We start from the raw sequence: 12,298 nt of genomic DNA, 5'->3' as shown, positions 1-12,298 counted from the left end.
GCTCGTGTCCGGACTCATTATTGTTCCTCTTTTTTAAAATAATCAGCAGAAGTATTCCTTGTATACGTGTGGACACGAGCTGCAAGCTCGCGCCAGCGGAAGTTACTTTGGGGCAGTTTCCTGAAAAACGGCTCTGAAACAGATTAATCCACTACTATGGCTAGTATGCGCGGATTCTGCATACTAAAAAGGAACGCTGTTTTAAAGGCGTTTTTAGAGAAACAGGCTCAAAACGAAAGCCACAAAAAAAGGCCTTCCCAATCAGGAAGGCCTTTCATCTTATTGAAATCTTTACTCGCTTAGCCGTTGGCTTGGGCGTAACGGCGGTTCACTTCGTCCCAGTTAATCAGGTTGAAGAACGCCGCGATGTACTCTGGTCTGCGGTTCTGGTATTTCAGATAATAGGCGTGTTCCCACACGTCCAAGCCCAAGATGGGAACGCCACCGCAAGAATCAACACCTTCCATCAAAGGATTGTCCTGGTTCAGGGTAGAGCAGATGGCAACAGAACCACCTTCCACGGCGCAAAGCCAGGCCCAGCCAGACCCGAAACGAGTGGTAGCGGCTTTCGCGAATTCCTCTTTGAAGGCATCATACGACCCGAAGGCTTTGTCAATCGCCTCCGCTACCGGGCCGGTGGGGTTGCCACCCGCGTTAGGGGCAAGGATAGTCCAGAACAGGTTGTGGTTGTAGAATCCGCCGCCGTTGTTGCGGATGGCCGGCGTTTTAGCCGCATCACGCAAGATTTCCTCAATAGACTGATTTTCTTTCTCAGTGCCCTGGATGGCGTTGTTCAGGTTAGTGGTGTACGCCTGGTGGTGCTTGGTATGGTGGATTTCCATGGTCTGACGGTCGATGTGCGGTTCTAGCGCATCGTACGCATACGGAAGTTGCGGAAGTTCAAATGCCATAGTTTTAGGTGTTTTAGGTTAGAAATACAAAGGTTCTGCTATTCATACGGAACGGGCCAAAGATAAACTAAATTCTTTTCGCTCTAAAGAACTCGGTCATCAATTGCGCACACTCATGGGCCAGAATACCGGTGGTCAGTTCGGTCTTGGGGTGCAGCAGGTTCACACCCGTTCTCCGGTAGCCGCGTTTCTCGTCTGCGGTGGCATAGACCACGCGTTTCAACTGCGACCAGTAACTCGCGCCGGCGCACATCACGCAGGGTTCTACGGTTACGTACAGGGTGCAATCGTGCAGGTATTTGTTGCCTAGGTGGTTAGCGGCGGCGGTGAAGGCGAGCATCTCGGCGTGGGCCGTCACGTCGTTCAGTTTCTCGGTTTGGTTGTAGGCGCGCGCGATGATTTTGTTTTGGCAGACCACCACGGCCCCAATGGGAATTTCGCCTTCTTCCAGGGCGTATTGCGCCTGCTTGTAGGCCTCGCGCATAAAATGTTCGTCTGAATGGATGCTGAGCACAGGTTGGGGTTCTATGAAATGGAAACGGGTGGCTCTTTTCTACTGCCACTCGTTCTGCAATGTTACAAATGACCTCACCCCCAGCCCCTCTCCCACGGAGAGGGGAGGCAATGCGATTGCGTTTTTGATTCGTTTTCTGGGAAAGAGGCTCAAAACATGTTAATGGGAACGCTCCCCTCTCCGTGGGAGAGGGGTTGGGGGTGAGGTTTTACTTCACACTGGCGCTGGCCATGATCGCCCGGGCCGTTTCCTGCCACTCTTTCTGCAGTTGTGCCGGGGCATTGAAACTGAAAATCAGCATCTGGTCTTTCTGGAACGTGTACTGGATAAGCGTGTACTTGCGGATGGGGGCCATGTTGCGGGTGCGGCGTTCGTCCCGTACGGTAGACACAAACTCATACACCAGGAAATCGCGGCCGTTGATGGTCTGTTTCTCCTCGCGCAGGAACTGCACCTCGGTGAACATCCGTTGGATAGATGCTTTGTAGAATGGCAGCAGGATGTTGATGTCATCGGCGGGGAACGTGCTGGGGCGTTGGTTCACGCTGATGTCCACGTTGCCGTCGGGGCTGGTGAACACGCCCAGCGGCTTGCGGGCCGCCGGGTATTCGCGGGCGATGCCGTCATCGGGCATCACGTCAAAGTTCTGCGGAATGGACAAGGTCACGTTTTTGGCGACCGTCACCTTCTTCAGTTTAGGCGGGGCAAACGCCAGCAGGAAGGTGAGGGGTAATATAAACGCAAAAAGATAGTTTCTCTTCCTTTTCATAAAAACACGTCTAAAATGGCGTAACAGGCCAATGCAAATTCTGGGCCGTTAAGTCCTGACGGAGGCAAAGGTAACGCCGAGCCCATTGATTTCAAGCGTTGCCTGCATGGAAAAAGCCCAGCTAAAATAACCGGGCTTTTATCAGTGTGAAGAAAACTTACTTAAAAAGCAAGCGGGGGAATGGAGGGACACTTCTCCGCTTGCTAGAGTGTAATTCCAACACTCGTTCCCATTAAGTGTCTAAATTTTATGAAATATTGCAAGAATCACTAATTAATTCTAATTAATTTAAAAATTACAGGTTGCAGACTGTTGATTTTGTAAAATATTCAGAACGGCTGTTCGTTTGTTTAAATAGTGGCTCCAACCAAAAGTGCAAACTTCTTTTTAGTTTGAATCTTAGGTTTAAGTGTCTAATTTTGCACCAAATATCTGTATACTATGGAAACAACAATCCCTGCTCAATATTTGCCCAGTGACTACCTGCCCATCGTGATTCAGTTTCTGGCGGCCCTTGGTTTTGTGGTTTTCGCCATGGTGGTCACCCACAACATTGGCCCCAAACGCAAGAGCGCGGTGAAAAACGCCTCCTGGGAATGCGGCATTGAATCCAAAGGCGATGCCCGGGCCCCCGTCTCTATCAAGTATTTCCTGATCGCCATCCTGTTCGTGCTGTTTGACGTGGAGGTGATTTTCCTCTATCCGTGGGCAGTGAATTTCAGAGCGTTAGGGCTGGATGGTTTCGTCTGGATGCTCATGTTCATGGGACTGCTTCTGACCGGCTTCTTCTACGTGATCAAGAAAGGCGTTCTTAAGTGGGAATAGCATCTGAATTCGCGGGAATACCAGCAAACTTTTACAGGCGATAAGGTGTTCAGGAAGAGGCCGGTTTCTGGCCTGTTTTTCTGAAAACTAAGCGAAAACGACTCATGAGCGATAACAATAGCAATTTAACCATGGTAGACGCCCCAGAAGGGGTTGAAGGAACCGGCTTTTTCGCCACTTCCCTGGAGAAAGTAGTAGGTCTGGCCCGTAAGCACTCTTTGTGGCCGTTGCCGTTTGCTACTTCCTGCTGCGGTATTGAGTACATGGCTACCATGGGCTCGCACTATGATATTTCCCGTTTCGGGTCTGAGCGCCCCAGTTTCTCGCCCCGCCAGGCCGATTTGCTGATGGTGATGGGGACAATTGCCAAGAAAATGGGGCCGGTGGTGAAACAGGTGTATGAGCAGATGGCTGAGCCCCGTTGGGTAATCGCCGTAGGCGCCTGCGCTACCAGCGGTGGTATCTTTGACTCTTACAGCGTGTTGCAAGGCATTGACCGCATTATACCGGTAGACGTGTACGTGCCCGGTTGCCCGCCGCGCCCTGAGCAGATTCTGGATGGTTTGATGCGCATTCAGGATTTAGCCGAGAACGAGTCTATCCGCCGCCGGAACTCCCCGGAATATCAAGCATTACTGGCTTCTTACAACATTAAATAAGCATGGCCGAACTAACCAATGAACTGCTGGTACAAACGCTGCAAGAGAAATTTGGCGACCAGTTGTTTGATATGCATGAGCCTTACGGGCTCGTGACCGTGACCACTACCCGGGAAAACATCATCCCAATGCTACAGGCCTTGTATGATGATGCTTTCCTGCAATTCCAGTTCCTGACCACTTTATGCGGTATCCATTACCCAGATAGCAAAGGGCAGGAATTAGGCGTGATTTACCACCTGCACAGCCTGGTGCACAACGTGCGGCTGCGTATCAAAATCTTCTTCTCGGAAGACGATGCCGTGGTGCCAACGGCCACCAACCTGTACCAAACGGCCAACTGGATGGAGCGTGAAACCTTTGACTTCTACGGCATCCGCTTTGAGGGCCACCCCAACCTTATCCGCATTCTCAATGTGGAGGAGATGGAGGCGTTTCCTATGCGCAAGGAGTTCCCGCTGGAAGACCAGACCCGCGAAGACAAGATCAATACCTTCTTCGGAAGATAAACTTCATAAATGCCCCCGGCTTTGCTCTAGAGACAAGGCCGCCGGCGTTTCTGCTCTCTACTAAGTTCCCACATGGAGTTAGCCAAACAGAATACCCAGATAGTTACCCCAGATTCCTACATGCAGGAGCTAACTACTCTGAATTTAGGACCTACGCACCCTGCCACGCACGGCATCTTCCAGAACATCCTGCAAATGGATGGCGAGAAGATTGTGTCTGGCGTGCCGACGATTGGGTACATCCACCGCGCCTTCGAGAAAATCGCGGAGCGCCGTAACTTTTACCAAATCACCCCGCTTACCGACCGCATGAACTACTGCTCCTCGCCCATCAACAACATGGGCTGGTGGATGACAGTAGAGAAGCTGTTGGGCGTGACCGTTCCCAAACGTGCCGAGTACATCCGGGTAATCGTGATGGAACTGGCCCGTATTGCCGACCACTTGATTTGCAACTCTATCTTGGGTGTGGATACCGGAGCCTTCACGGGCTTCCTGTACGTTTTTCAGGAAAGAGAGAAAATCTATGAAATCTACGAGGAAATCTGCGGTGCCCGCTTGACTACCAACATGGGTAGAGTAGGCGGCATGGAACGCGATTTGTCTCCGGTAGCCATCCAGAAGATCAGAGATTTCCTGCGCGACTTCCCTAAAGTAATGACCGAGTTTGAGACCCTGTTCAACCGCAACCGGATTTTCATTGACCGGGTGGAGAACGTGGGGCCCATCACCGCAGAGCGCGCCTTGAACTACGGCTTTACCGGCCCTAACCTAAGAGCCGCGGGTGTGGATTATGACGTGCGCGTCATGAACCCTTACTCTTCTTACCAGGACTTCGATTTCGAGATTCCAGTAGGTACCAAGGGCGACACCTACGACCGCTTTATGGTGCGTAACGAGGAAATCTGGCAGAGCTTGCGCATCATCCAGCAGGCCATGGACAACCTGCCAGAAGGGCCGTTCCACGCCGACGCCCCGGAGTTCTACCTGCCGCCAAAGCAGGACGTGTACCGCAACATGGAAGCACTTATCTATCACTTCAAGATTGTGATGGGCGAGATTGACGCACCGGTAGGCGAAGTGTACCACTCGGTGGAAGGCGGAAACGGTGAGCTTGGGTTCTATTTAGTGTCTGACGGAGGCCGTACGCCGTACCGCCTGCATTTCAGAAGACCTTGCTTTATCTATTACCAGGCCTATCCGGAGATGGTGGTGGGCACCCAGTTGTCAGATGCGATTGTGATCCTTTCTTCCATGAACGTGATTGCCGGCGAGCTGGACGCATAAAATGAAATAGCCATGGAACTGACAGAACAGGAGTTGGAAAAGATTCGGGAGTACTTCAAAGAGCAGCCCGTTTTAAATGCCTACCTGTTTGGGTCTTATGCCCGTGGCGAAGCAGATGCTGGCAGTGACATTGATTTATTGGTGGACTTAGATTACTCTGTACAGATTGGGTACAAGTTCTTCGGAATGCACCAGGACTTACAGAGATTGTTGAAACGGAAAGTAGATGTAGTGCCCTCAGACGGAGTGTCGCGCCATTTGCAGCCTTTCATTGAGAAAGACAAGAAGCTTATTTATGCGAAGTAAGCTGGGTGATGTTCAGCGTCTGCAACACATCGCCGATGCTGTTTCTGAAATAGAGGCCTTCACAAAAGGTGTTACCTTTGAGGCTTTCTCAAGCAACCGCATGATGGTATTGGCCTGTGTGAAATGCTTTGAGATAATAGGGGAGGCAGCAGGCCATCTTTCAGAAGAGACAAAGGCAGAATATACCTCCATTGATTGGCGCAATGTGAAAGCGTTCCGCAATCTGATGGTGCACGAATACTTTAAAGTGAGTGACCGGTTGGTGTGGCAAATCATTGAAAGCAACCTACCTGAACTCAAACGTGTGGTCGCAAATGCGATAGCCGCATTAAATACAAACCTCGATTAATGTTCCTTTAAAGAGCATTAGGAGCAAAAAAATACATGGAGCAAACAGCAAGCGTAAATCAAGTACAGTTCTCGGAAGGGGCTATGGCCGAAATCCGGCGCTACTTATCTCATTATCCTGCTGACCGTCAGAAATCAGCCATTTTGCCCATCCTGCACATCGCGCAAGCGGAGTTCGGTGGTTGGGTAAGCCCAGAGGTGATGGACAAAGTGGCCGAAATCCTGAACATCCAACCCATAGAAGTATACGAGGTAGCCACCTTCTATACCATGTTCAACCTGAAGCCGGTAGGCAAGCACGTGCTGGAAGTATGCCGCACGGGCCCTTGCATGCTGCGGGGTTCTGACCAACTCATTGAGCACCTGGAGAACCGTCTGGGCTGCAAAGTAGGCGAGACCTCGGCTGACGGTAACTTTACCCTTAAAACCGTGGAATGCCTGGCATCCTGCGGCACCGGACCGATGCTGCAAGTTCGCGAGCAATTCTACGAAGACCTAAACCCTGCCCGCGCAGACCAGATGCTGGAAGACCTGAAAGCCTTAACCGTAAGGAAACCATGGGAAGAAAATTATTAACTGAACATATCAACGTTGAAGGCATCCACACCTTTGACGTATATCGCAAGCACGGCGGCTATGCCTCGGTAGAAAAAGCCATTAAAACCATGTCCCCTGAGGAAGTGGTGGAAGAAGTGAAAGCTTCGGGCTTAAGAGGCCGGGGTGGTGCCGGATTCCCTACGGGGATGAAGTGGAGCTTTTTGGCCAAGCCAGAAGGCAAGCCCCGCTACTTAGTGTGCAACGCCGACGAATCAGAACCGGGTACTTTCAAAGACCGGTACCTGATGGAGAAACTGCCGCATTTGTTGATTGAGGGGATGATTACGTCTAGCTACGCGCTGGGTGCCCGCACCTCTTATATCTACATCCGGGGTGAGTTATTGTACGTGCTGCGCATTCTGGAGAAAGCCATCGCGGAAGCGTATGCCAACGGTTTCCTGGGCGAGAACATCTTAGGAAGCGGTTACTCTCTGGACTTGCACGTGCACCCAGGCGGTGGCGCGTACATCTGCGGCGAGGAAACAGCGTTGCTGGAATCTTTGGAAGGCAAGCGCGGAAACCCGCGTAACAAGCCTCCGTTCCCGGCGGTGTGGGGCCTTTACGGGTGCCCGACCGTGGTGAACAACGTGGAGTCCATTGCTACTGTTCCGTGGATTATCACCAACACCGCTGCCGAATACGCGAAGTTCGGGATTGGCCGTAGCGCCGGTACCAAATTGATTTCTGCGGGTGGAAACATCAACAAGCCAGGTGTGTACGAAATTGAGTTGGGGGTTCCCGTAGAGGAATTCATCTACTCAGACGAGTACTGCGGCGGTATCTGGAAAGGCCGTGACATGAAAGCGGTCATCGCGGGAGGTTCTTCCGTTCCGATTCTGCCGAAAGAGTTAATCCTGAAAACCACCAACGGCGAAGACCGCCTGATGACCTACGAGTCGCTTTCTGACGGAGGTTTCGCCACCGGTACCATGTTAGGTTCCGGCGGATTCTTCGTGATGGATGACCAAACCTGCATTGTGCGCCATACCTGGACTTTGGCCCGTTTCTACCACCACGAGTCTTGCGGCCAATGCAGCCCGTGCCGTGAAGGAACCGGCTGGATGGAGAAAGTATTGCACCGCATTGAGCACGGCCACGGCCACATGCGTGACATTGACCTGCTGGTAAGCGTGGCCAAGCAGATAGAAGGAAACACCATCTGTCCGTTGGGTGATGCCGCTGCCTGGCCGGTTGCGGCGGCCGTTCGTCACTTCCGTGAGGAATTCGAGTGGCACGTGAAACATCCGCAGGCAGCTACGGCTCCGGGCGCGGTGTTCAACAAATCTGAATCTGTATTAGCATAAATATCTGTTTCAGACCTGTTTTGGAGAAAGCAGGCCTGAAACAGCTTCATAAAACCTCCCACCTGTCATCCTGAAAGGATCTTGTGGGCAAGCTAGAAAAGCTGACGAGAAACGTCCTTACCGTTCGCCACCAAGATCCTTTCAGGATGACAAAATGGGGAGAAGGGTGTAGTTGACAGTAAAACTTCTCAAAGGTTCTTGCTAGAAAGTTAAAAAGTGAATTGCCGTTTAGAGGCTGTTTCCTAGAAAACAGGCCTAAAACACAAGTATATATAAACAGCCATTTGTTGCGCGTCAAGAGCAATTGACAACCAGCAATCAACAATAATTTGAAATGGTAAAAATTACGTTTGATGGCATAGAGGTGGAGGTTGAGGAAGGAACCACCATCCTCAACGCAGCCCGTAAAATAGGCGGCGAAATAGTGCCCCCGGCCATGTGCTACTATACCCCTTTAAAGGGAACCGGCGGAAAATGCCGCGCCTGTATGGTGCGGGTAGCGGCCGGCTCCGCGAAAGACCCGCGCCCCATGCCCAAGTTGGTGGCGAGCTGCATTACGCCGGTACAAGACGGCATGGTGGTGGAGAACACCACCAACCCCGATGTGCTAGCCGCCCGCAAAGGCGTGGTGGAGATGCTGTTGATCAACCACCCCCTGGATTGCCCTATCTGCGACCAGGCCGGCGAGTGTGATCTGCAGAACTTCTCGTATGAGCACGGCACCTCGGCCACGCGCTACGAGGAAGAGCGCCGCACCTTTGAGAAAATCGACATCGGGCCGCTCATTCAGTTGCACATGACGCGCTGCATTTTGTGCTACCGTTGCGTGTACACCGCCGACCAGTTGACCGAGAAACGTGTGCACGGGGTGCTAGGCCGGGGCGACGCCGCCGAGATTGGGACTTACATTGAGAACGTGATTGACAACGAGTTCTCCGGCAATGTGATTGACGTGTGCCCGGTAGGCGCCTTGACGGATAAGACGTTCCGGTTCAAGAACCGCGTGTGGTTCACCAAACCGGTAGACGCGCACCGCGACTGCCCCACCTGCGCAGGCAGGGTGGTGCTCTGGATGCGGGGGAACGATGTGTTGCGCGTAACGGGCCGCAAAGACCAATACGGTGAGGTGCAGGAGTTCATCTGCAATACCTGCCGCTTCGACAAGAAAGACCCCAACGACTGGACCATTGAAGGGCCGCGCAAGATTGCCCGTACGTCGGTGATTTCCACCAACCACTACGAGTTGCCGGTGCTGAACGTGAACGTGATCCCGAACTTGCCCGGCTCAACCGAAGAAGACTTAGAATCCACTCCTTTTAACCTAGGAAGACACGTATAATGGAGTTAGACATCTTATTAATCAAAGGGCTCATCATCTTTGCCGTATTCGGTATTACGTTGCTGATTGCCACTTACTCCACCTACGCTGAGCGAAAAGTGGCTGCTTTCATCCAGGATCGGGTAGGCCCAAACCGTGCGGGCCCGCTCGGTTTGGCGCAGCCGTTAGCCGATGCGGTAAAACTGTTCTTCAAAGAAGAATTCGTGCCGGCCAACGCGAACAAGTTCCTGTTCATTGCCGGCCCTTCGTTGGCGATGTTAACGGCCTGTATGTCCAGCGCGGTCATTCCGTTTGGCGGCACGTTGCTGATTGGCGGTGAATACATCCACTTACAGGCCATTGAGGTGAACATCGGGATTCTGTACGTGTTCGGTATTGTGGCCTTGGGCGTGTACGGCATCATGATTGGGGGCTGGGCTTCCAACAATAAATTCTCTTTGTTAGGGGCCATCCGGGCGGCTTCCCAGAACATCAGCTACGAGCTGGCCATGGGGATGTCCATCATTGCGCTGTTGCTGGTAACGGGTACGCTTTCCATGCGTGACATCGCGGCGCAGCAAGGGCAGGAGATGTTTGGCGTGTCTGGTATGAACTGGAACATCTTCTATCAGCCGGTAGGCTTTTTGATTTTCATTATCTGTGCCTTCGCCGAGACAAACCGCGTGCCTTTTGACTTACCAGAGTGCGAGACCGAGTTGGTAGGTGGTTACCACACCGAGTATAGCTCTATGGGCATGGGCTTGTACCTGTTCGCAGAGTACGTGAACATCTTCGTGGCCTCGGCGGTAATGGCAACCCTTTACTTTGGCGGTTACAACTTCCCGTTCATGAACCAATTGGGCTTACCGCACAATGTGGTGACTATCTTGGGAACGGTTGTGTTGTTCGCTAAAATTTTCTTCTTCATCTTCTTCTTCATGTGGGTACGCTGGACGTTGCCGCGTTTCCGCTATGACCAGTTGATGAACCTGGGCTGGAAAATCTTGATTCCGTTGTCTATCCTGAACGTAATCGTGACCGGCGGAGCCATTCTGTTAAAGGCAGAGTTGTTCTAAGCACTGTATGAGTAGGAGAGGAGCAGGTGTAAAAGGTTGTTCCTCTGCCCAATCATTTAAAGAGTATAAGAGACATGCAATCACTTAGTAATAGAGCGAAAAAGCTGGAGAAGAAACCCATGAATTTTTCCGAGAGAATGTATCTCCCGGCCATTTTCCAGGGGTTATCTATCACCATGCGTCACTTCTTCAAGAAGAAAGCGACCATTAGATATCCGGAGGAAACCCGCCCCATGAGTACGGTGTGGCGCGGGTTGCACGTGTTAAAGCGCGACGAGAAAGGCAGAGAGCGTTGCACGGCCTGTGGTCTGTGCGCGGTGGCGTGTCCGGCCGAAGCCATTACCATGGTCGCCGGCGAGCGCAAACGGGGCGAGGAGAACTTGTACCGCGAGGAGAAATACGCCATCAGCTACGAGATTAACATGTTGCGTTGCATTTTCTGCGGCCTGTGTGAAGAAGCTTGCCCCAAAGCGGCCATCTTCCTGCAGAACGACAAAACCGCTCCAGCCCGCTACGAGCGCGATGAGTTCATCTACGGCAAAGACCGCCTGGTAGAGCCCATGCCTATTGAAAACCTATAATTCTCGGCCTCGCGCTGTATATCATTTCTAACTATGACGGGTAATTTCTTTTACTTTCTCACTTTCTTAACCTTGTTCGCGGCCATTGGGGTAGTTGCCTCCAAAAACCCCGTGTACAGCGTTCTGTTCATGATTCTGACGTTCTTCGCCTTAACCGGACACTACATTCTGTTGAATGCGCAGTTCCTGGCGGCGGTAAACTTCATTGTGTATATGGGGGCCATCATGGTGTTGTTCCTCTTCGTGATCATGTTCCTGAACATGCGCGAAGACACCGAGCAGCACAAGCCTATGTTAAGCAAGATTGCCGCGGCCATTGCCGGCGGAATCCTGTTTGTGGTGATGATTGCCGCTTTGAAAGACGTGAACACCCAGATGATGCAACCCGCCGTGTTTGACTCCCAGATTGGGATGGTGGAGAACCTGGGGAAAGTGCTTTTCAAGGATTACCTGTTGCCGTTTGAGTTAGCCTCGGTGTTGTTCCTGGCGGCCATGGCTGGTGCCGTGATGCTGGGCAAGCGTGAGCCGGGCGAGCAAAACAGATTCTAAGTCTCCTGCGGGAGGCTGAAAAAGGACAGCTTTTATGTTGTCCTTTTTTAATGTACTAAGAATGAAATTCTACTTTTGGCCTGTTTTCTGAAAAACAGGCCGTAAATGTAGGAGGAGTGAAACCTCACCCTAAATCCCTCTCCCGTGGAGAGGGACTTTCCCGCTACTACGCTTTCGCTCTGTTTTGCCAAAACGAGGCTGTAAACGCAGAAAGGTTTTGCAAAGAAGTCGCTTCAGCTGTTTTCAGCTTGTTTTCTGGAAAGCAGCTCGAAAACAGCAAGGCAGAACTTCCCTCTCCGCGGGAGAGGGGCGGGGGTGAGGTCGTGTTTTATTGTGTTTTACCAAAAAATGGGAATAACTTTGGGCGCTGTTGTCAAGCGCGTCCACCGCTTATTTCACCAACGTCTGTATCATGAATGATATTCCTGAGGTCATAAGGACCATCCCGCTGAATTATTACCTGTTCTTCAGCACCGCTCTTTTCTGTATCGGGATTATTGGGGTTCTCATCCGCCGCAACGCCATCATCATCTTTATGTGCATCGAGTTGATGCTCAACTCCGTCAATCTGTTGCTGACGGCTTTCTCGTCTTATCGCTCAGACCCCAACGGACAGATTTTCGTGTTTTTCATCATGGCGGTGGCTGCCGCCGAGGTGGCGGTGGGTTTGGCCATTATCGTGATGATTTACCGGAACGTGCGCACCACCGACATCAACATCCTGAACAAGCTGAAATGGTAAAGC

The 12,298-nt window shown here is 51.8% G+C and carries 16 protein-coding genes; 13 read left to right on the top strand and 3 right to left on the bottom strand.

The features are described 5' to 3' along the window. Positions 1-299 precede the first annotated feature (299 nt). The 3 genes from HHO50_RS04215 to HHO50_RS04205 form a co-directional block, all read right to left on the bottom strand. Complete coding sequence (locus HHO50_RS04215; RefSeq protein ID WP_181304742.1) at positions 300-911, bottom strand: superoxide dismutase; 612 nt, start codon at positions 909-911, stop codon at positions 300-302. Positions 912-978: 67 nt separating this feature from the next. Next, a complete protein-coding gene (locus HHO50_RS04210) occupies positions 979-1,425 on the bottom strand; it encodes a nucleoside deaminase (protein WP_370457520.1) in 447 nt (148 codons plus the stop codon). Positions 1,426-1,633: 208 nt separating this feature from the next. Then, entirely contained in the window at positions 1,634-2,194 is a 561-nt protein-coding gene (locus HHO50_RS04205) for a hypothetical protein (RefSeq protein ID WP_181304741.1), read from the bottom strand. Between the two features lie 441 nt (positions 2,195-2,635). On the opposite strand from HHO50_RS04205, the gene HHO50_RS04200 reads away from it, so the two are divergent. The 13 genes from HHO50_RS04200 (at position 2,636) to nuoK (ending at position 12,295) form a co-directional block, all read left to right on the top strand. Further along, positions 2,636-3,019, top strand: a complete 384-nt coding sequence (locus HHO50_RS04200) for an NADH-quinone oxidoreductase subunit A (RefSeq protein ID WP_181304740.1) — start codon at positions 2,636-2,638, stop codon at positions 3,017-3,019. A gap of 104 nt (positions 3,020-3,123) precedes the next feature. After that, the gene (locus HHO50_RS04195; protein ID WP_304621522.1) at positions 3,124-3,678 is read left to right on the top strand and encodes an NADH-quinone oxidoreductase subunit B; all 555 of its coding nucleotides are present in this window, start codon (positions 3,124-3,126) and stop codon (positions 3,676-3,678) included. Positions 3,679-3,680: 2 nt separating this feature from the next. Next, a complete protein-coding gene (locus HHO50_RS04190) occupies positions 3,681-4,187 on the top strand; it encodes an NADH-quinone oxidoreductase subunit C (protein ID WP_181304739.1) in 507 nt (168 codons plus the stop codon). Between the two features lie 72 nt (positions 4,188-4,259). Further along, positions 4,260-5,474 (top strand): NADH dehydrogenase (quinone) subunit D, encoded by a 1,215-nt coding sequence (gene nuoD, locus HHO50_RS04185; protein WP_181304738.1) that lies wholly within the window; start codon positions 4,260-4,262, stop codon positions 5,472-5,474. A 12-nt stretch (positions 5,475-5,486) separates the two neighbouring features. Next, complete coding sequence (locus HHO50_RS04180; protein WP_181304737.1) at positions 5,487-5,780, top strand: nucleotidyltransferase family protein; 294 nt, start codon at positions 5,487-5,489, stop codon at positions 5,778-5,780. Then, positions 5,770-6,129 carry a DUF86 domain-containing protein gene (locus tag HHO50_RS04175; RefSeq protein WP_181304736.1) on the top strand — a complete coding sequence of 120 codons (360 nt, stop codon included), beginning with the start codon at positions 5,770-5,772 and terminating at the stop codon, positions 6,127-6,129. Before HHO50_RS04180 ends, HHO50_RS04175 begins: the two co-directional genes overlap by 11 nt. A gap of 35 nt (positions 6,130-6,164) precedes the next feature. Then, positions 6,165-6,704 (top strand): NAD(P)H-dependent oxidoreductase subunit E, encoded by a 540-nt coding sequence (gene nuoE / locus HHO50_RS04170; RefSeq protein WP_181304735.1) that lies wholly within the window; start codon positions 6,165-6,167, stop codon positions 6,702-6,704. Beyond that, entirely contained in the window at positions 6,686-8,029 is a 1,344-nt protein-coding gene (nuoF, locus tag HHO50_RS04165) for an NADH-quinone oxidoreductase subunit NuoF (protein ID WP_181304734.1), read from the top strand. The genes nuoE and nuoF overlap by 19 nt, the downstream gene beginning before the upstream one ends. 334 nt (positions 8,030-8,363) lie before the next feature. Continuing rightward, positions 8,364-9,368 carry a 2Fe-2S iron-sulfur cluster-binding protein gene (locus tag HHO50_RS04160; RefSeq protein ID WP_181304733.1) on the top strand — a complete coding sequence of 335 codons (1,005 nt, stop codon included), beginning with the start codon at positions 8,364-8,366 and terminating at the stop codon, positions 9,366-9,368. Next, on the top strand, positions 9,368-10,423 hold the full coding sequence (gene nuoH / locus HHO50_RS04155; RefSeq protein ID WP_181304732.1) for an NADH-quinone oxidoreductase subunit NuoH: 1,056 nt from the start codon (positions 9,368-9,370) through the stop codon (positions 10,421-10,423). Before HHO50_RS04160 ends, nuoH begins: the two co-directional genes overlap by 1 nt. Before the next feature lie 119 nt (positions 10,424-10,542). Next, positions 10,543-11,004, top strand: a complete 462-nt coding sequence (locus HHO50_RS04150) for an NADH-quinone oxidoreductase subunit I (protein WP_219921432.1) — start codon at positions 10,543-10,545, stop codon at positions 11,002-11,004. Between the two features lie 33 nt (positions 11,005-11,037). Then, entirely contained in the window at positions 11,038-11,553 is a 516-nt protein-coding gene (locus HHO50_RS04145) for an NADH-quinone oxidoreductase subunit J (RefSeq protein WP_181304730.1), read from the top strand. Positions 11,554-11,965: 412 nt separating this feature from the next. Continuing rightward, positions 11,966-12,295, top strand: a complete 330-nt coding sequence (nuoK, locus tag HHO50_RS04140; RefSeq protein ID WP_181304729.1) for an NADH-quinone oxidoreductase subunit NuoK — start codon at positions 11,966-11,968, stop codon at positions 12,293-12,295. Positions 12,296-12,298: the final 3 nt, after the last annotated feature.

It is taken from the genome of Rufibacter sp. XAAS-G3-1 (assembly GCF_013623775.1).
Taxonomy (GTDB): Bacteria; Bacteroidota; Bacteroidia; order Cytophagales; family Hymenobacteraceae; genus Nibribacter.
The sequence above is the reverse complement of the archived record's forward strand: the minus strand, read 5'-3'. Positions and strand labels throughout refer to the sequence as shown.